An 18,994-nucleotide genomic window follows, 5' to 3' on the forward strand; every position below is an offset into this window, starting at 1 on the left:
TGCCCCCCATGACGCAGCCATCCTCCCCCCGCATCCTCGTCGTGGCCGGCGAGGCCTCCGGTGATACCCATGCCTCGGAGCTCGTCGCCGCCCTCCAGGCCCTGCGCCCCGACCTCACCTTCTTCGGCATGGGAGGCGCCCGGCTGGCCGCCCGGGGGGTGGAGCTCATCCACGACGCCCGCGAGGTGTCCGTCATGGGCATCACCGAGGTGCTCCCCCGCATCCCCCGCATCCTGCGGATCATGAAGGACCTGGCCCAGGCCGCCGAGGAGCGCCGCCCCGACTGCGCCATCCTGGTGGACATCCCGGACTTCAACCTGCGCCTGGCCAAGAAGCTCAAGGGCCTGGGCATCCCGGTGGCCTACTACGTGTCCCCGATGATCTGGGCGTGGCGCCGGGGCCGCGTGCGCACCATCCAGCGGCTGGTGGACCGGATGCTCTGCATCCTGCCCTTCGAGGAGGACTTCTACCGGGAGGCCGGGGTGCCCGCACGCTACGTGGGCAGTCCCGTGCTGGAGCAGATGCCCCCGTCCGCCAGCGCCCGCGAGTTCCGCCAGCGCCTGGGCCTGCCCGAGGACGCTCCCACGCTCGCGCTCCTGCCCGGCAGCCGGATGAGTGAGATCCGCCGCATCCTGCCCACCCTCGTCGGGGCCGCGAAGCAGCTCGTCTCCGAGCGGCCGGGGCTCCAGGTGGTGGTGCCGGTGGCGCCCACCATCGCCAAGGAGGAGATCCTCTCCCGCTTCGAGGGCAGCGGCGTCACGCCAGTGCTGGTGGACGGGCGCGCGCCGGAGGTCGTGGGCGCGAGCGACGCCGCGGTGGTGGCGTCCGGCACGGCGGTGCTGGAGGCGGGGCTGATGGAGCGGCCGCTCGTCGTCGTGTACCGCGTGTCGATGGTAACGTACTGGGTGGGCCGGCTGATGCTGAAGGTGGCCTTCGTGTCGCTCATCAACCTGCTGGCGGGCCGGCGCGTGGTGCCGGAGCTGCTCCAGGGGGAGATGACGCCGGAGAACATCGCCTCCGAGGTGCGGCGCGTGTGGCTGCCGGGCGAGCCCCGCGACGCCATGGTCCAGGGGCTGGCCGAGGTGCGCGGACGCCTGGGCGAGGTGGGAGCCGCCCACCGCGCGGCCCAGACGGTGCTGGAGCTGCTGCCCCCACGTCCTGTCGCCTGAGCCGGAGAACCGACCGGGTTGGCGTCGGGAGTGCTGCTCCAACGCCGGGTTTGGGGTATGTCCGCCGGGTCATGAACCGTGCGCTGGTCTGCATCCCCACCTACAACGAGCGGGAAAACATCGGCCCCATCACCCAGGCGGTGCTGGCGGCGGACCCCCGTGTGGACATCCTCGTCGTCGACGACAACTCGCCCGACGGGACGGGGCAGTTGGCGGACGAACTGGCCGCGAAGAACCCGCGCGTGCGGGTGCTCCACCGCGAGAAGAAGGAGGGCCTGGGCCGCGCGTACCTGGCCGCCTTCCGGTGGGCCCTGGCCGAGGGCTACACGTACATCCTGGAGATGGACGCGGACTTCAGCCACGACCCGCGCTACCTGCCCACCTTCCTGGACGCCGCGGAGGGCGGCGCGGACCTGGTGCTGGGCTCGCGCTACGTGGATGGCGGCGGCACGGTGAACTGGGGCGTGGGCCGGAAGATCATCAGCCGTGGCGGTTCGCTGTACGCGCGCAGCATCCTGGGCGTCACCGTGCGCGACCTCACCGGCGGCTTCAAGTGCTTCAACCGCCGCGTGCTGGAGGGCATCCACCTGGATGAGGTGCGCAGCACCGGGTACGCGTTCCAGATTGAATTGACCTACCGCACCCTGCGCAAGGGCTTCACCGTGCGCGAGGTCCCCATCGTGTTCGAGGACCGGCGCGTGGGGCACTCGAAGATGAACAAGAAGATCTTCGTCGAGGCGCTGGGCATGGTCTGGAAGCTGCGCTTCACGGTCTAGAGCACCATGTCGATGTCCGGAATGGTGTCCACCTTCCTCGTGTCGCTGTCCGCCATCTTCTTCGTGGTGGACCCGATTGGCGTCGTGCCGCTGTTCCTGGCGATGACGGCGGGGGACACCAAGCAGCAGATCCGAAGCACCGCCCTGCGCGCCTGTCTGGTCGCGTGCGGGATGATGCTGTTCTTCGCCGTCTTCGGCCGTGTCATCTTCCAGGTGTTCGCCGTGTCGCTGGGCGCCTTCCGCGTGGCGGGCGGCATCCTGCTGCTCATCACCTCCCTGGACATGTTGCGCGCCCGTCCGTCCTCCACGCGCACCAGCCCCACCGAAGAGGAAGAGGGCGTGGTGAAGGACGACGTGGCCATCGTCCCGCTGGCGATTCCGCTGCTCGCGGGGCCGGGCGCCATCGCCACCGCCATGGTGCTGATGGCGCGCTCCGGGACGTCCTTCGTGTCCGCGCTGCCGGTGGTCGCGGCGGTGGTGCTGACCTTCACCGCGACCTACTTCATCCTCAACGCGTCCAGCCTGGTGCAGCGGGTGCTGCGTCAGTCCGGCGTCGCCATCCTGGAGCGCGTGTCAGGCCTCATCCTGGCCGCCATCGCGGTGCAGTTCATCGCGGACGGGGCGAAGGACCTGCTCAAATAGCGTCCGCGCCCGCGACCCACACGGCGCCATCCTTGCGCACGGTGCCCTGGGGGCGGCCGTCCATGGAGAGGTGCTCCGGGCTGGAGCGCTGCGCGTCGTACGCGTAGCCGCCCTGGACCTCCTGGAGGTACACCACCACGGCGTCCACCACGTTCTCCTGCACGACCTTGAACGAGTCGTTCGCGCACTGGGTGTCGCCAGTGAAGAAGCGCTCCAGCGTGGCCTCCTCCGGGCGGCGCACGTAGACGACCACGGGGGCTCTCTGCTCCTTGCCCTCGGAGACGAACTTCTGGATGGCCTTCGCGGGCTCGGGCTGGCGCATCAGCGCCTGGAGGAGCGTGCACTTCTCGTCCTCCGCCTCCACGCGCTGCGCATACGGCACGGTGCGCACGCACCCCACCGACCCCAGCAAGCCCAGGCCCGCCACGGCGAGCGCCCAACGGATGCGAGGAAGTTCCACCATGTGACACCTCAAGGCTTGCGCCAGCGAGGGGTGAAGGGCGCGTTCGTCAGGGACGGGTCCTCCACCGCGATGATGTATTCGGCGCGGCGGTTGCCCGCCTCCGCCGTCTCGTCCGGCGTGGGCACCGCCGGGGACTGCTCACCAAAGCCCTCGTAGAACACTGGTACCTTCAGGCCGCGTTGGCGGAAGTAGGACGCGATGCTCTTCGCCCGCTTGAGTGAAAGCTCGCGGTTGTCGTTCGCGCTGCCCACCGTGTCGGTGTGCCCGAGCACGTACAGGCGCAGCGACGCCCAGCGGCCATACTTATTCAGCGCCTCCGTGATGCTCTTGTAGCTGGCGTCCAGCTTGCCCTTCTCCGCCGGCGGGATGTCCGAGCGGCCGGAGGCGAAGGTCACCTCCTCGTGCGGGATGTCCACCTGCCACGGGTAGAGGTCCACGCCCGTGTAGAAGTCGGAGGTGTCGTAGGCCCTCAGGCGGATGTGCATCACCTTGCCCTCCGCCGGCAGCCACTTCACCTCCAGCGGCGTGCCCGCGGGCGCGCCCTTGAAGTCCACGTCGCCCGCGAAGGCCGTCTTGCCGGTGTCCATCTTCACCGTGACTTCCGTCTTCGCGGCCGGGCGCGACAGCGTGAAGCGCAGCTTGCGGCCGGCCAGGTCCACGTCCTCCGGGCGCACCTCCATCTTCAGCGGGCCGTTGAGCTCCGTGTCGAAGGCGAGCGGCATGCTTCCCGGCTCCGCGCCGCCCGGGAACCGCACGGTGAGCTCGCCCTCGTAGTGGAACTTCCCTTCCGGCTGCTCCAGGGCGACGCGGCGGGTGATGCCCGGCTTGCCGCCCCCCTTGAGCTCCACCGTCTTGCCGTCGCTGCGCTTGAGCTTCACCTCGAAGCCGTCGATGGGCTCCTCGATGTGGATGAGCAGCGCGGGCACGCCTTCACCCAGCGCCGCCTTGCCCTCCAGCGACACCCGGATGGCCTCCGCGGAGGCGGTGAGCGGCAGGCCCAGCAGGGCCACGAGAGGTAGGAGTCGGACGGACATGCGGCGTCAACCTCGGCGTCGCGGGGGGAGGTGGGGAAGCAACTCCAGCCCGGGGGAACGGATTCCCGCCGGAGCCTACCGCACGCCCACCAGGGTGATGCCCCGCGCGGTGGCCCCCGCGAAGAGGGCGGGTGCGTCCAACAGCACCGTGCGCCCTACCTCCAGCGCCAGCACCCGTGCGCCCACCTCCGCCATGACCTCCAGCGTGCGGGGGCCCACGGCGGGCAGGTCGAAGCGCAGGTCCTGCTCCGGCTTGCAGCGCTTCACCACCACCGCGCCCGGGCCGCCCAGCTTCGCTCCCCGGCGGATGGTCTCGTCGGTGCCCTCCACGGCCTCCAGCGCGAGCACGTGGCCGTCCCGCACCACCACCGTCTGGCCCACGTCCGCCTGCCCCAGGAGCACCGCCACCTCCCTGCCCAGGGCCACGTCCTTCTCCTGCGCGGGCTTGAGCGAGGGGCCTGCCAGGTGCCCTTCGGGGCACAGCACCTCACCCAGGAAGTCCGTGGGGGCGATGATGGTGATGCCCTGCGCCTCGAAGTCCGCGGCCACCGCGCGCAGGAGCGCGTCGTCCCGAAAGCTGCGCAGGCGGGAGATGATGCGCACCGCGCCCAGGTCCGGCCGGGCCTCCGTGAGCGCGCGCACGTGGCCGATGCCGCCCGCCATGGCCGCCCGGGTGACACCCGCCTGGCGGAACACCTTCTGGATGCGGCCCACCTGCCCCACGCGCACCCAGGCGAAGTGGCCGACCTCTTGCTCCAGCGCCGGGTCCGTCTCTCCCCGGTGCGCGGCCACCACCACCTCCAGGCCGCGCGCACGGGCGGCCCGCGCGAAGAGGAAGGGAAGCTGGCCGTTGCCGGCGATGAGCCCGATGCGCTCCACCCACTCCCCTTCCGTGCCCTCGTGAGAGGGCCTAGCGCGTGACGCCGCGCTTGCTGGTCTCCACGAAGCGAACCAGGTGCTCCACTTCCGGGTGGCCGGAGAGCTCCCCGCGAAGCTGCGCGAGCGCGTCCTGGAGCCCCAGCTTGGAGCGGAAGAGGATGCGGTAGGCCTCCTTCACGCGGCCGATCTGCTCCTCGGTGAAGCCGCCGCGCTCCAGGCCCACGGTGTTGAGGCCGACCAGCGTGGCCCGGTCACCCTGCACGGTGCAGTACGGGGGCACGTCCATGGTGACCATGGAGCCGCCGGAGATGAACGCGTACCTGCCCAGCCGGGTGAACTGGTGCACCGCGACCAGGCCCGAAATCTTCACCGAGTCCTCCACGGTGACGTGGCCCGCGAGCGCGGCCCCGTTGGCGAGGAGGACCTCATTGCCCACGATGCAGTCGTGCGCGATGTGGCTGTTGGCCAGCAGCAGGTTGCGGTGGCCCAGGCGCGTGGCGCCGCCGCCGGCCACCGTGCCCAGGTTCACCGTGACGAACTCACGGATTTGATTCTCGTCGCCAATGACGAGCTCCGTGTCCTCGCCCGCGTACTTCAGGTCCTGGGGTGCCGCGCCCACGGAACAGAACTGGAAGAGGTGGTTGCGCTCCCCCAACGTGGTGCGGCCCTCGATGACGACGTGCGGCCCGATGCGGGTGCCCGCGCCAATGACGACCTGGGGCCCGATGACCGAGAACGGCCCCACCTCCACGGTGTCGTGGAGGCGGGCCCCCGGATGGACGACCGCGGTGGGATGAACCTGCGCCATGTCCTTCTCTCCTCAGCAGCGCGTGTGACGCGCCCTACGGCGCCGCGCTCTCGTCGCCCTTGGCGGCCTTGTTCTTGTCCACCACGGTGGCGAGGAACTCCCCTTCCGCCACCCTGGCGCCATCCACCGACGCCACACCCTTGGTCTTCCAGATGGCGCCCTTGTGGCGGATGACTTCAATGTCCAGCTGGAGCCGGTCTCCGGGCACCACCGGCTTGCGAAAGCGCGCGTTGTCCACGCCCATCAAGTACGTGACGAGCCGCGTCGGGTCCATTGCTTCCGTCTTATACGCAAGGATGGCCGTGGCCTGGGCGAGCGCCTCCAGGATGAGCACGCCCGGCATCACCGGGTGCCCCGGGAAGTGGCCGTTGAAGAAGGGCTCGTTGATGGTGACGTTCTTGTACGCCGTGAGCTTCTGGCCCGGCACGATCTCCACCACCCGGTCCACCAGGAGGAACGGGTAGCGGTGCGGGAGCAGCGCCTGGATTTCTCCGATGTCCATCATCCGCCCTTCTCCTTCTCCAACAGCTCCACCCTCTTGCGAAGGGCACGCACTTCCTTGAGCAGGTCCGCCAGCTGCCCCGACGCGGCGCTGGCGCGCAGCCATTCCTTGTGGGGGATGGCGGGGCTGCCACTGACGACCTGCCCGTCCGGAACGTCATGGGCGACGCCCGACTGCGCGCCCACCTTGGCCAGGTCTCCCACGCGGATGTGGCCCACCACGCCCACCTGCCCCGCGAGCACCACGCCGGTGCCCACCTCCGCCGAACCCGACACGCCCGCCTGCGCACAGATGAGCGACAGCGGGCCCACGCGCACGTTGTGGGCGATCTGCACCAGGTTGTCGAGCTTCGTCCCCTGGCCCACCACCGTCTCACCCACCGTCGCGCGGTCGATGCAGGTGCAGGCGCCGACTTCCACGTCGTCCTCGATGCGGACGATGCCCACCTGGGGAATCTTGAAGTGGCGGGGGCCGTCCTCGCCCTCCGCGTCGAAGGCGAAGCCGAAGCCGTCCGCGCCCACCACCGACGAGGCGTGGAGGATGACGCGCGAGCCCACCACGCACCCCTCCCGCACCGTGGCGTGCGGGTAGAGCACGCAGTCGTCGCCGACGCGCGCACCTTCCCCCACGTAGGCGCCGGGGTGCAGCACCGTGCGGGCGCCGACGTGGGCGCCCTTCTCCACCACCGCCCCGGCCTTCACGGTGGCCTCCGGGTGCACGGTGGCCTCCGGGTGCACATGGGCGGCCGGGTGGATGCCCGCGGCGGGCCGCGCGGCCGGGTGGAACAGGGTGAGGAGCTTCGCGTAGGCCAGGTGCGGGTTGGGCACCCGCACCAGGGCCACGCCGTCGCGAGCGGGGGCGTCCGTCCCCACCAGCACCGCCGAGGCGCGGGTGGCCTCGAACTGCTTGCGGTAGCGGGGGTTGCCGTAGAACGACACCTCCCCCGGGACTGCCTCCTCCAGGCCGTTCAGGCCATGGACGAGCAGCCCGGGGTCGCCGAGGAGCTCACCCCGGATGTGGGTGGCGATGTCCCCCAGCCGGTGCGCGTTGGGTGCGGAAGGCACGGGGGTGTCCAACGCCTACTTCTTGACCGGGGCGTCCTTGGCCGCCGGCGCGGGCTTCTTGGAGGCGCTGTTGTTGTAGCTGCGCACGACCTCGTTGGAGATGTCGTACTGGGACAGCGCGAAGACGATGCCGGAGTCGCGCTTGTCCAGCACCATGCCCAGGCCGTCACGCTCCGCGATGGACGCGATGACCTGGTCGATGCGGTTGACGATGGGCTCCATCTCCTGGCGCTCCTTGTTGGCGGCCTCGGAGCGGCTGCGCTCGTACTTCTGCGCCAGCTCCATCACCTTCTTCTGGAGCTCGGTGGCCTTCTGGGTGCGCGTGGCCTCGCTCATGGCGCTGGCCTGCTTGTCCAGGGTGTCCTTCTCCTTGCGCAGCGCGTCCTGCTCCTTGTCGATCTCCTTCTGGCGGTCCTCCAGCCACTTCTGGAGACGGGCCTTGGCGGCCTTGCCATCATCCACCTCCAGCAGCACGCGCTGCAGGTCGACGTAGGCCACCTTGAGCTCGGCGGCCGAAGCGGCAACCGGGAGGGCGAGCGACAGGACAGCGGCGGCGGCCGCCAGGGTGCTTCGAAGCGACATGGGTTACGGCTCCTCGAAAAGGGTGCTGCAGGCTCCGACGTCCGCCCTCCCGGCCTGTTCACTTCCGCCGGGAAGGGGCGGAAGCGCGGCGGCCGGGGTGGCCTTGGGGTCAATGCCTATCAGAAGAAGTTACCGATCGTGAACTCGAACAGGATGGGGTCGTCCGACGGCCGCTTGGTGAGCGGAATTCCCCACTCGAAGCGCAGGGGTCCGATGGGCGAGAACCAGCGGAAGCCGAAGCCCGCCGAGTGGAAGAGGCCCAGCGGCAGCTTGTCCTGCCGGTCCTCGAAGAACTTCTCGTTGGAGCCGAAGGCATTGCCCGCGTCGTAGAAGAGCACGCCGCGCAGGCCGGCCTTCTCGAAGATGGGGAACTCCAGCTCGAAGTTGAAGATGAGCTGCTTGTTGCCGCCCACCCGGAACTCGGTGACGTTGGCGTCCGGGTTGTCCGCGCGCGGCACCAGCAGCGTGGGGCTGATGCTGCGCAGGTAGTAGCCGCGGATCGTGTTGATGCCGCCCACGTAGTAGAGCTCGCTGATGGGCAGCGGCTTGCTGGCGTCCAGCTGCTGCACGTAGCCCAGCGTGGCGTTCGTCTTGAAGACGAAGCCCAGCGGCATGGGGAAGTACAGGCGCGAGTAGGCGGTGTAGCGGTTGAAGAGGAACGTGCCGCCCAGGAACGAGGGCGCCGTCTCCACCGAGCCGTAGTGGATGAAGCCGCGCGACGGGAAGAGGCGGTTGTCGCGGCGGTCGAAGGACACCGACAGGCGCAGCGCGCTGGTGACACCGGACTGGAATTGGTTGGCGAGCAGCACCGCGCCAATGCCCTGCCCCGCCTGCACGTCCACGTACTCCCGCGAGTAGCCGACCGTGGCGAGCACGTCGTCCACTAGCTGGCGGCCCAGGGAGATGGTGCCGCCCGTGGAGTTGCGGATGAAGCCTTCGTAGTCCGCCTGCACGCGGAAGAACTCCGCGGACAAGAGGTAGTTCGTGTCCAGGAAGTACGGGTCGTAGAACGACAGCTGCACGAGCGAGCGCAGGCCCGAAATCTGGGCGGACGCGGAGACGCTCTGGCCCCAGCCGAGGAAGTTGTTCTGCGACACCTGGGCCGTGAAGATGAAGTTCTCCACGTTGGAGAAGCCCAGGCCCACCTGGAAGGTGCCCGTGGCCTTCTCCTTCACCTCCACCTGCAACACGATGGCGTTGTCGGTGCTGCCCGGGTGCTGGGTGATTTCGACGGTCTCGAAGAAGCCCAGCGCGGTGACGCGCTCGCGGCTGCGCTTCACGCCGGTGCCGTTGTAGAGCTCGCCTTCGTAGACGCGCAGCTCGCGGCGGATGACCTTGTCGCGCGTCTTCGTGTTGCCGACGACGTCGATGCGCTCGATGGTGACGAGCGGGCCCTTCTGGATGTCGAAGGTGAGGTCCACCGTCCGGTCTTCCGCGTTCACGGAGGTGATGGGGTTGATGTTGGCGTACGCGTACCCCTTGTCGAAGTACACGTCGGAGATGGCGGAGATGTCCGTGGAGAGCTGGCCGCGGTTGAAGCGCTCCTTGGAGCGCGACTTCATCAGCTTGAGCAGCTCTTCGGGCGGGCGCTCCAAGTCTCCCGCGAAGTCGATCTTCCCGATGTCGTACGACTCACCCTCGGTGATGTGCAGGGTGATGTAGATGTCGCGCTTGTCCGCGGACAGCTGCACGGTGGGCTTGTCCACGCGCACGTTGATGAAGCCACGGTCGTAGTAGGCGATCTGGATGACGGCGAGGTCGCGCTGGAAGGCCTCCTCGCGGTAGGTGCCCTCACCGGTGAAGAAGGACAGGAAGCCGCCCTCCTTCGTGATCATGGTCGCCTTGAGCTCCTCCGGGGACACCTTCTCCGCGCCCTGGAGGGTGATCTGCTTCACCATCACCTTCGAGTGCTCGTTGATGACGTAGACGACGGTGACCGCGGAGCCGTCTTCGGTCGGCTCCAGCTTGTAGGTCACCTCCGCCAGGAAGTAGCCCTTCTCGACGTACTTCTCCTGGATCTTCTTCTGCGTGGCGCGCACGGCCTCGATGTCGAGGATGGTGCCGATCTTGACGTCCAGCTGCTCCTTCAGGTCCTCCGCGTTGAGCTCCTCGTTGCCCTGGAGCGCCACGGCGCGGATGGTGGGCCGCTCCGACACGCGCACCACGTACGCGATGCCGTTGGCCATGCGCTGCGCGAGCAGCTGCACGTCCGTGAAGTAGCCCAGGGCCCAGATGGCGCGGAGGTCCTCCGCGGAGCGGGTCAGCGGGTCACCGACCTTGGTGCGCATGGCCCGGCGGACCGCCTCCGACTCCACGCGGCGGTTGCCCTCGATGCGGATCTCCACCACCCGGTCCGAGGGGGAGACGTTGGTGTCCTCTTCATCCGGCGAGGAGGCCAGAGGCACGTCCGCGCCCGAGGGGGTGCCCCCATCCGGAGGCGACACGGGCGTGGCGGCGGGAGACGACGGGGGGACGACGGCGGGCGAGCCCGCGTCCACGTCCACCTGGGCGGAGGCGGAAACGGGCCCGAGCGCCCACAGGGCGACCGCCAGCAGCGGGAGCAATGACTTGCGCAGAACGGTGAGCCTCAAGTGCAGTCCGGCCAGGAAAAGGCGGGGCAATGTACGGGATGGGGGGAGGGCCCCTCAATCCAAAAGCGAGTGGCCATCAGGCCTCCGACACCTGCCCGCCGGCGAGTCTCAGACGGCGGGGCATGGAGCGAGCAAGCGTCTCGTTGTGCGTGACGACGACGGCGGTGATGCCCAGGTCCCGGTTGACGTCCCGGAGCAGCTGGTGGATGCCCTCGCCTGTCGTGGGATCCAGGTTGCCCGTGGGTTCGTCCGCGAGCAGCACCGCGGGCTTGAGCACCAGGGCGCGCGCCAGGGCCACGCGCTGGGCCTCGCCGCCGGACAGCTCGCCGGGGCGGTGGTCCACGCGGCTGCCCAGGCCCACGCGCTCCAGGAGCTCACGGGCGTAGGCGTAGGCGGGGCCGCGGTCCCGGCGCTGGATGAGCGCGGGCATGGCCACGTTCTCCAGCGCGGTGAACTCCGGCAGGAGGTAGTGGCTCTGGAAGACGAAGCCGATGGTGCGGTTGCGGAACTCGGCGATCTCCGCGTCGTTCATGGAGAAGACGGACCTGCCGTCGAAGAGGACTTCACCGGCGGCGGGGGCGTCCAGCGTGCCCAGCACGTGCAGGAAGGTGCTCTTGCCCGCGCCGGACGCGCCAATCATGGAGACGAGCTCGCCGGCGTTGATGTCCAGCGACACGTCGCGCAGCACGTCAATGCGCTTGCCGTGCAGGAAGTAGCTCTTGAAGACGTTGCGGATGGACAACAGCGCCATGGCTACTCCGCCTTCAGACCTTCCACCGGTTCCACGCTGCTCGCCTTGAGGGCCGGGTAGATGGACGCCAGGTAGGTGACGAGCACCGCGATGATCACCGCCAGCGCCGTCTGCACCGGTTCGATGCGCACCGGCAGCGCGGGGATGTAATAGACCTCCGGATCCAACTTGATGCCGACCTTCTCGATGAAGAGGCACCACGCCAGGCCGGAGAACAGGCCCAGCACGCCGCCGGCCACGCCAATCTGGAGCCCTTCGGCGAGGAAGATCTTCACGATGCCGCCGTCCGGGACGCCCAGCGCCTTGAGGACGGAGATCTCCTTCCGTTTCTCCAGCACCAGCATGATGACCGTGGCGACGATGAGGCCCGCGGCGACGATGATGATGATGGACAGGATGATGCCCATCACCAGCTTCTCCAGGCGCAGCGCGGAGAAGAGGTTCTTGTTCATCTCGCCCCAGTCGCGCGCGCGGTAGGGGTAGCCGCCCAGCACGCGCACCACCTGGTTCGCGATGCGGCGCGCGTCGTCGATGTCCGCCACCTTCAGTTCGATGCCGGTGGCGCCCTTCACCGCGAAGAAGTCCTGCGCTTCCTTGAGCAGGATGTAGACGAACTTGGAGTCGTACTCGTACATGCCCGAGTAGAAGACGCCCGCCACCCGGAACGCGCGGCTCTTGGGGATGGGCCCGGACGGCCCCAGCTCCGTGCCCAGCGGGGACACGACGTTCACCCGGTCCCCCACCACCACGCGCAGGGACGCCGCCAGCTCCCGGCCGATGATGATGCCCGGCAGCACCGTGGGCTTCGCGGGCTTGGAGGGCTTGCCGATGATGGGGTCCTCTTCTTCCGGGTCCTTCCGCGTCTCCGCGTCCTCCACCGCGCTGCTGGGGAGGATCTTCGCGGGCGCTTCCAGGTGGCCCAGGTCGCCGCCGGGCAGGATGTTCTGCGGCAGGTCCGTCACCGAGCCGACCGTGTTCGGGTCGATGCCCTTGATGATGACGCCGTCGACGTTGCCCTCCGAGGCGATCATCACCTGGTTGATGATGAAGGGCGTCTGGCCCACGACGCCGGGCACGCGCTTCACCTGCTCCATGACCTTCGCGTAGTCCGGCAGGTCCCCCGCGTAGCGCGACACCACCGCGTGCGCGTTGGTGCCCAGGATCTTCTGCTGGAGGTCGGCCTCGAAGCCGCTCATCACGCTGAGCACGATGATGAGCGCCATCACGCCCACGCCCACGCCGCCCACCGACAGGGCGGTCATCATCATGGTGGGAGACTGCTCGTGCAGCTTCATCCGGTGCTGCGCGGACGCGGCGGCGAGCGGATCCGCCAGGCCCAGGTTCTTCACGCGCGTGCGCTCCACGGCGGCTTCCGCCCCGCGGATGATGAAGTAGACGATGAGCGGCGGGATGATGCCGAACATCAGCACCGCGAGCGCGCCCAGGAGCAGCGACGGGCGGAACACCGCCACGTGCCGGCGCGCGACGAAGAGCTCGAAGCCCAGTCGCAGGTCCACCCGGCCGCTGCCCGCCGCGATGAAGCCCGTGTTGATGCCCAGCACCAACGCCAGCACCAGCGCGGCGAAGACGAGCCAGTACGCCAGCTCCGGCCGGCCGATGAGCCCCGCGACGTACGTCACCTCGCGCAGCCGGTAGCCCAGCGCCAGCTGCAGGGACGGCACCCGCTCCATCAGCGACAGGAGGATGGGCACCGGCAGGCCCAGGTAGAACACTCCGATGGTGGCTTCCGGGAACGACAGCCGCTGCGCCCGGGACGCGCCCACGAAGCCGGACGCGAACGCCACGCCCATGCTCACGATGAACGCGATGGCGAAGGCAATGGTGGGCGGCAGGGAGAGCCCCCCACCCGCCTCGCGCGCCGCGCCGCCCAGGTCCGACGGCACGCCGCTGGAGAGGACCGTCTGGAGCAGCAGCAGCGCCAATTCCGCCAGGAGGATGCCGCCGCCGTAGGCCCCCAGCGTGCTCCAGTAGAAGTCCCGGTAGCGCGCCAGGCGCGGGTACAGGGGCGTGCCCGCGGCGGGGCTGGGCCCCTCATTGGAGGCCGGCGCGCGCCGGATGCCGGCGGCGATGAGGCCCCAGCCGGCCAGCCAGACGAGCGTCCCGGCCACCAGCGCCTTGGGGCCGGCCACGGCCGAGGCCTTCTGGGCGCCCAGGGCGAGCGCCCCGGCGTCGAAGGACTGGACGAGCCCGCCCCACCCCACGAAGGAGAGGCCCAGGGCGCCGGCCACCTCGGCCCACGCCTCGGACTCGGAGATGGCCACCCCCAGGAGGATGGCTCCCACAAGGGCCACGAGGGCGCCGGCCCACAGGAGGGGCCAGCGATAGTCGGTCTGCCGTTCGGCGGGGTGCACGAGGCCTCGTGGCTACTTCGCCAGCGGCTTGAGGAGGGGGAAGAGAATCACGTCACGAATGCTGGCGGCGTCCGTGAACAACATGGCGACGCGATCAATCCCGATGCCCTCACCGGCCGTGGGCGGCATGCCGTGTTCGAGGGCGCGGATGTAGTCCTCGTCGTAGTCCATGGTCTCCTGCTGGCCCCGCTGCTTCGCGTCCAGCTGGGCCTGGAAGCGGCCCTTCTGGTCCAGGGGGTCGTTCAGCTCGGAGAAGGCGTTGGCGATTTCCCGGCCCGCGACGAAGAGCTCGAACCGGTCCGTGACTTCCGGGTTCTGGTCGTTGCGGCGGGCGAGCGGGGAGACGGCGGTGGGATACTGGGTGATGAAGGTGGGATGGATGAGCGTGTGCTCGACGTGGGCCTCGAAGAGGGCGCCGACCAGCTCACCGTGGTTCATGGCGTCCACGGCGCGGCGCTCCGCCTCCGAGTGCACCGTCTTGAGCAATTCGTGACGCAGCCGGTCCACGTCCACCATGTCCTTGTCGGACAGGCTGGGGACGGCCTCCCGGATGGCCTCCGGCATGGGGATGCGCTTCCAGCCCTTGCCGAAGTCCACCGTGTGCTCGCCGTACTTCACCTTGGAGTCGCCGGTGACGTGGCGGGAGGCCTCCGAGAGCATCTCCTCCGTGAGGTCCATCAGGTCCTCGTACGTGGCGTACGCCTGATAGAACTCCAGCATCGTGAACTCCGGGTTGTGCCGGGTGCTGATGCCCTCGTTGCGGAAGTTGCGGTTGATTTCGTAGACGCGATCCATGCCGCCCACCACGAGCCGCTTCAGATAGAGCTCGGGCGCGATGCGCATGTAGAGGTCGATGTCGTACGTGTTGTGGTGCGTGATGAACGGCCGCGCCGCCGCGCCCGTCACCAGCGGGTGCATCATCGGGGTCTCCACCTCGACGAAGTCCCGCCCGTCGAGGAAGTTCCGGATGAACTTCACCAGCTTGCTGCGCTTCAGGAAGACCTGCTTCACGTCCGGGTTGGAGACGAGATCCAGGTAGCGCTGGCGGTAGCGGACCTCCACGTCCGTGAGGCCGTGCCACTTCTCCGGCAGGGGGCGCAGGGACTTGGTGAGGGGCACGAACTTCGTGGCGGACAGGGACAATTCGCCCGTCTTGCTGCGGAAGACGGGGCCCTCTACCGCGACGAAGTCGCCCAGGTCGCACTGCTTGAAGACCTCGTAGAGGTCCCCGAGCGCGTCCTTCTTCACGTGCGCCTGGAGCTCCCCGCTGCGGTCGCGCAGCTTGATGAAGGCGGCCTTGCCGAACGAGCGCATGGCCACGATGCGGCCGGCGACGTCGTAGACGGGCGCGTCCTTCTCCAGGTCCTCCATGGAGTGGTGGGCGTGCGTGGCCAGGATGTCCGCGGCCCGGTGCTTGGGGGCGTAGCCGTTGCCGTAGGGGTTGAAGCCGGCCTCGCGCCACTTGTCGGCCTTGTCCAACCGCTGCTGGTAGATCTCCTGCTCCTTGGAGCTGGAGTCCGCCGCTTCGCCGCTCTTCTCACCTGGGGGGGTCTTGTTCTCGGGGTCGGCCATGACGCGCTCGTATGAAAGGCGCGGCACCGTAGCCAAGCCTCCCCCGGTACGCAACGCATCCCAGGGGGTAGCGGCCCAGGAAATGACCGTCAGGAAGACATCAACAGAAATGCGCCCACCGCCGCGGCCAGGAGCAGCGGGATGAGGATCTCCACCGGGAAGCGGTGCTGGGCATGCGCCAGGTGCAGGCCCTTGAGGCCAAAGCGGCGCTGGCGGCGCACGCGGGCGGCCACGAGCGACGCGAGCGCGGGCGGGGCCTTCTCCCGCTCCACCGAGCGCACGCGCTCCACCGTGCGGGCGTACCGGTCCCACCCCTGGCGGCACTCCTCACAGCCGTCCAGGTGGCTGCGCACCGCCTGCTCCTGGGGGGCTGCCAGCTGTTCGTCGGCGAGCGCCAGGAACAGCGCCCTCGCCTCGCGGTGATCCAATCGCGGTTCCACGTCCGTTGACCTCCACCCGCCGCCGCTCATGGTTCGAAGCGCCCCAGCAGGTCCGCCAGCTTCTCGCGTGCCCGGTGGAGCCGGCTCTTCACGGTCCCCTCGGGCAGCTCGGTGATGTCGACAATCTCGTCGTAGCTCAGGCCCTCGATGTCTCGCAGCGCCACCAGCATGCGCGCATCGGGGTCCAGTTGGGAAATGGCCCGCTGCACCCGGGCCCGCTCACGCGCCGCGTCCAGGGCGGCGTCTGGCTGCGGCGGCGCGCCCCCGCCCTCCGCGATGGCGGCGGCGCTCACCTCGTCGAAGACGTCCGAGCGGCCCCGCCCCCGGCGCTGCAGGTACTTCAGCCGGTTGAGGCAGTGGTTCTTGGAGATGCGGAACAGCCACGTGGACAGGCGCGAGTCCTCGCGGAAGCGGCGGACGTTCTGGTGCACGCTGACGAAGATCTCCTGCACCAGGTCGTGGGCCTCCTCGCGGTCGCCCACCATGCGGAAGCAGAAGTCGTAGAGGCGGTCCTGGTGCTGGTGCACCAGCGACTCGAAGGCCTCCGGGTCGCCGCTCCGCAGCCGGACGAGCAGCGCCTGTTCCTGGCGGCGCGGGTCCGCCAGGGCCTCGGAGGCCAGGGCCTGCTGTCCGACGTCGAGCACTCCGCCCGGTGACACCCGCGCCTCCCGTGTAGGGCCTGCTCCATCCTACCGCACCACCCTGCCCCGCCCCCTGACACCGGCCCCGCGAAAAAGGTTCCCGGGCACGAAAAACCCCTCCCGGCCCTGAAGGCCCGGGAGGGGTGGGATGCGTCCGGACAGGACCGGCGTCGGTCAGTCCGCGGAAGCGTTGCGGTTGGGGTTCTTCACGCCCAACAACTGCGCGGTGACGAACTCCTCCAGGTCACCGTCCAGCACCTTGTCCACGTTGCCCGTCTCCACGCCGGTGCGCAGGTCCTTGACCATGCGGTACGGCGCCAGCACGTAGCTGCGGATCTGTGAGCCGAAGGAGATGTCCTTCTTCGCCGCCTCCGCCGCGTCGCGCTCGGCCTCGCGCTTCTTCATCTCCAGCTCGTACAGGCGGCCGCGCAGGATCTTGAAGGCCATGTCCTTGTTGGCCGACTGCGAGCGCTCCGTCTGGCAGGTGATGATGATGCCGGTGGGCAGGTGGCGCAGCTGCGCCGTGGACGACGTTTTGTTGACCTTCTGTCCACCCGCGCCGCCGCCGCGGATGAACTTCAGCTCGATGTCCTTCTCCGGCAGGTCGATCTGGATGCTGTCGTCGACCTCCGGGTACACGTCCACGGAGGCGAACGCCGTCTGGCGGCGCGCGTTGGCGTCGAAGGGGCTGATGCGCACGAGCCGGTGCACGCCCACTTCCGCCTTGAGGTAGCCGTAGGCGTTCTCGCCCTCGATGCGCAGGGAGACGTTCTTGAATCCCGCCTCTTCGCCCGGCACCTCGTCGCTGAGCTCGACCTTCCAGCCCTTGGTCTCGCCGTAGCGGGTGTACATGCGCAGGAGCATGGCGGCCCAATCCATGGAGTCCGTGCCGCCCGCGCCCGCGTTGATGTCCATGAAGCAGTTGCTGCGGTCCTGCGGCCCGGAGAGCATCCGCGCCAGCTCCAGCTTCGCGACCTCGCCCTCCAGCGACGCGAGTGTGCCTTCGGCCTCCTGGGCGCTCGCCTCGTCGTTCATCTCCGCCGCCAGCTCCAGCAGCGTCTGCGCGTCGTCCAGCCCGCGCATCGTCTTGTCGAAGGCGCCCACGCTGGCCTCCAGCGTGGACTTCTCCTTCAGCAGGCCCTGGGCCTTGGTGTTGTCGTTCCAGAAGTCGGGCTGCGTGGAGTCACGTTCAATCAGCGCGATGCGGGACCGCTTGCGGTCGAGGTCAAAGATGCCCCCGGAGCGCGTTGAGGCGCTCCTTCAGGGCCTGGATCTTCTCCATCGAATCGTTCGCCATGGTGTTCGTCGTCTCCTTCGGTACAAACAGTTGGGAAAGCCGGGGTGTTTCAGGAAGCCTTGAGCGAAGTCACCTGAGCATCCTGACGGGGCGGCGTGCGCGCCGTTCCTGGCACGAGCGCCCGGAGGCGGTCCAGCCAGAACGCGCCGGCCATGCCCAGGGAGATGGGCAGGATGAGCGCGATGGCGCGCCAGTTGTCCTGGTCGAACCAGTGCAGAATCTTGACGGCCAGCCCCAGCGCGCCCGTCACCGCGAGCAGGCCCCAGACCCACTTGAGCCGCGAGCGCGCCTTCGGGCTGTTCCAGGTGAGGCGCAGGCCGTACGGCACGGCCAGGAGTGTCAGCGGGTTGGCGAGGAAGAGGTTCTCGTTGTGGTGCGTGACGACGTGGTTCGTGCCCACCCACATGACGACGAGCGCCAACCCGGGGATGCCCAGCACCAGCCCCACCACCACGTTCTCCAGGCCCAGGAGGATGCGCGCCGCCCGGCTGCCCTTCTTCTCCCACGCGGCCAGGCCCAGCGCGGCGCCGCCCAGGAGCACGCCCAGCGCGAGGATGTACGAGCCGAAGGCGGGGGGCTGCGCGGGGGGCCGTGCGCGCGTGGGCGACGCGTAGAAGTCCCACTGCTTCTCCACCAGCGACACCGGCCGGCCGTCCGGGCCCGGTACCTTCAGCTCCGCCACCTGCTGCTCCAGTTCGTCCGGGAGGAAGGCCTCCTCGCGGCGGGTGATGGGCTTGTCGATGGAGTCATTCATCATGAAGTCGAGCAGGAAGCTCACCGGCGGGCTCACCGCCGTGTAGCGCCGCGTATGCTCGCGCAGCGTCATGCGGGCCGGGGCCTTCTCCGCCTCCGACAGCCGGCCGCCCACCGCCACGTCGATCATGTCGCGCAGGCGCGTGACGCAGTTGTCGCTGTAGTGCTCGTAGAGATAGTCGCGGTTCTCCGGAAGCACGTTGTCCGCCAGCTTCTTCGCCACCGTCACCCGCTGCTCGGGCGTGAGGTTGAGTTCCTGCACGCGCACGTCGCGATTGAGTGACTTGTAGAAGCGGAAGGTGCCGTTGACGCTCGACTCACCGACCCAGAACTCCAGGCGGCCCTTGGCGAAGTGGACGACCGTCTGGTCGTCGAACGAGTACATGCCGTAGTTGTAGAGCCGCTGCATGTGGCGGGAGCGGTCCTCCACCACCAGCGAGCCGTGGCCCCACCACGAGAAGACGTCGTCGCCGGGGCTGAAGGTCACCAGCCAGATGGACAGGTCCTCGCCCCGGCTCTCGCCCGTGCCCCATGGCGGCACCGACGCGGCGCGCGCGGGGGACGCGGACAGCAGGAGACCCAACAGGCTTGCGACGATGAGAGACGACAGGCGGGGCATCGTTCCATCCAACACGAGGCACGGGGGGCCGCAAGCCCC

At 69.1% G+C, this 18,994-nt stretch carries 18 protein-coding genes; 3 read left to right on the top strand and 15 right to left on the bottom strand.

Features of this window, described 5'->3' with window-relative positions; all coding sequences use genetic code 11:
* The first annotated feature begins 8 nt into the window (after positions 1 to 8).
* The 3 genes from lpxB to JYJ93_RS29530 all read left to right on the top strand — a co-directional run bounded on the left by lpxB (position 9) and on the right by JYJ93_RS29530 (position 2,587).
* A complete protein-coding gene (gene lpxB / locus JYJ93_RS29520) occupies positions 9 to 1,169 on the top strand; it encodes a lipid-A-disaccharide synthase (protein WP_206797918.1) in 1,161 nt (386 codons plus the stop codon).
* A gap of 71 nt (positions 1,170 to 1,240) precedes the next feature.
* A complete protein-coding gene (locus tag JYJ93_RS29525; protein ID WP_206797919.1) occupies positions 1,241 to 1,945 on the top strand; it encodes a polyprenol monophosphomannose synthase in 705 nt (234 codons plus the stop codon).
* A gap of 12 nt (positions 1,946 to 1,957) precedes the next feature.
* On the top strand, positions 1,958 to 2,587 hold the full coding sequence (locus JYJ93_RS29530) for a MarC family protein (protein WP_206800509.1): 630 nt from the start codon (positions 1,958 to 1,960) through the stop codon (positions 2,585 to 2,587).
* On the opposite strand, the gene JYJ93_RS29535 is transcribed toward JYJ93_RS29530, so the two are convergent.
* The 15 genes from JYJ93_RS29535 to JYJ93_RS29605 all read right to left on the bottom strand — a co-directional run bounded on the left by JYJ93_RS29535 (position 2,580) and on the right by JYJ93_RS29605 (position 18,955).
* A complete protein-coding gene (locus JYJ93_RS29535; protein WP_206797920.1) occupies positions 2,580 to 3,050 on the bottom strand; it encodes a hypothetical protein in 471 nt (156 codons plus the stop codon). The genes JYJ93_RS29530 and JYJ93_RS29535 overlap by 8 nt on opposite strands.
* Before the next feature lie 8 nt (positions 3,051 to 3,058).
* Entirely contained in the window at positions 3,059 to 4,084 is a 1,026-nt protein-coding gene (locus tag JYJ93_RS29540; protein ID WP_206797921.1) for an OmpA family protein, read from the bottom strand.
* Between the two features lie 75 nt (positions 4,085 to 4,159).
* Positions 4,160 to 4,963 carry a UDP-2,3-diacylglucosamine diphosphatase LpxI gene (gene lpxI, locus JYJ93_RS29545; RefSeq protein ID WP_206797922.1) on the bottom strand — a complete coding sequence of 268 codons (804 nt, stop codon included), beginning with the start codon at positions 4,961 to 4,963 and terminating at the stop codon, positions 4,160 to 4,162.
* Positions 4,964 to 4,994: 31 nt separating this feature from the next.
* Positions 4,995 to 5,771 (bottom strand): acyl-ACP--UDP-N-acetylglucosamine O-acyltransferase, encoded by a 777-nt coding sequence (lpxA, locus tag JYJ93_RS29550; protein ID WP_014395496.1) that lies wholly within the window; start codon positions 5,769 to 5,771, stop codon positions 4,995 to 4,997.
* A gap of 34 nt (positions 5,772 to 5,805) precedes the next feature.
* Positions 5,806 to 6,276 carry a 3-hydroxyacyl-ACP dehydratase FabZ gene (gene fabZ / locus JYJ93_RS29555; RefSeq protein WP_206797923.1) on the bottom strand — a complete coding sequence of 157 codons (471 nt, stop codon included), beginning with the start codon at positions 6,274 to 6,276 and terminating at the stop codon, positions 5,806 to 5,808.
* Positions 6,273 to 7,337 (bottom strand): UDP-3-O-(3-hydroxymyristoyl)glucosamine N-acyltransferase, encoded by a 1,065-nt coding sequence (gene lpxD / locus JYJ93_RS29560; protein WP_206797924.1) that lies wholly within the window; start codon positions 7,335 to 7,337, stop codon positions 6,273 to 6,275. The genes fabZ and lpxD overlap by 4 nt, the downstream gene beginning before the upstream one ends.
* A gap of 15 nt (positions 7,338 to 7,352) precedes the next feature.
* Complete coding sequence (locus JYJ93_RS29565; RefSeq protein ID WP_206797925.1) at positions 7,353 to 7,919, bottom strand: OmpH family outer membrane protein; 567 nt, start codon at positions 7,917 to 7,919, stop codon at positions 7,353 to 7,355.
* A 119-nt stretch (positions 7,920 to 8,038) separates the two neighbouring features.
* Positions 8,039 to 10,510 carry an outer membrane protein assembly factor BamA gene (gene bamA / locus JYJ93_RS29570; RefSeq protein WP_242543973.1) on the bottom strand — a complete coding sequence of 824 codons (2,472 nt, stop codon included), beginning with the start codon at positions 10,508 to 10,510 and terminating at the stop codon, positions 8,039 to 8,041.
* A gap of 76 nt (positions 10,511 to 10,586) precedes the next feature.
* The gene (locus tag JYJ93_RS29575; RefSeq protein ID WP_206797927.1) at positions 10,587 to 11,261 is read right to left on the bottom strand and encodes an ABC transporter ATP-binding protein; all 675 of its coding nucleotides are present in this window, start codon (positions 11,259 to 11,261) and stop codon (positions 10,587 to 10,589) included.
* A gap of 2 nt (positions 11,262 to 11,263) precedes the next feature.
* Positions 11,264 to 13,633: an ABC transporter permease gene (locus JYJ93_RS29580; RefSeq protein WP_206797928.1), complete on the bottom strand. Its 2,370-nt coding sequence runs from the start codon at positions 13,631 to 13,633 to the stop codon at positions 11,264 to 11,266.
* A 12-nt stretch (positions 13,634 to 13,645) separates the two neighbouring features.
* Positions 13,646 to 15,205: a lysine--tRNA ligase gene (gene lysS, locus JYJ93_RS29585; RefSeq protein WP_242543974.1), complete on the bottom strand. Its 1,560-nt coding sequence runs from the start codon at positions 15,203 to 15,205 to the stop codon at positions 13,646 to 13,648.
* An 89-nt stretch (positions 15,206 to 15,294) separates the two neighbouring features.
* Positions 15,295 to 15,675: a zf-HC2 domain-containing protein gene (locus JYJ93_RS29590; RefSeq protein ID WP_206797929.1), complete on the bottom strand. Its 381-nt coding sequence runs from the start codon at positions 15,673 to 15,675 to the stop codon at positions 15,295 to 15,297.
* Positions 15,672 to 16,304, bottom strand: a complete 633-nt coding sequence (locus JYJ93_RS29595; protein ID WP_206797930.1) for a sigma-70 family RNA polymerase sigma factor — start codon at positions 16,302 to 16,304, stop codon at positions 15,672 to 15,674. Before JYJ93_RS29595 ends, JYJ93_RS29590 begins: the two co-directional genes overlap by 4 nt.
* A 156-nt stretch (positions 16,305 to 16,460) precedes the next feature.
* Positions 16,461 to 17,583 (bottom strand): peptide chain release factor 2 gene (prfB, locus tag JYJ93_RS29600; protein WP_242543975.1). Its coding sequence is split into 2 segments (ribosomal slippage): positions 16,461 to 17,513 and positions 17,515 to 17,583, totalling 1,122 coding nucleotides; the frame shifts between segments, so codons are not numbered across the junction.
* Between the two features lie 49 nt (positions 17,584 to 17,632).
* Positions 17,633 to 18,955, bottom strand: a complete 1,323-nt coding sequence (locus tag JYJ93_RS29605; RefSeq protein ID WP_206797931.1) for a DUF4105 domain-containing protein — start codon at positions 18,953 to 18,955, stop codon at positions 17,633 to 17,635.
* Positions 18,956 to 18,994 lie beyond the last annotated feature (39 nt).

The sequence above is a fragment of the Corallococcus sp. NCSPR001 genome (assembly GCF_017309135.1).
In the GTDB taxonomy this organism is placed as follows: domain Bacteria; phylum Myxococcota; class Myxococcia; order Myxococcales; family Myxococcaceae; genus Corallococcus.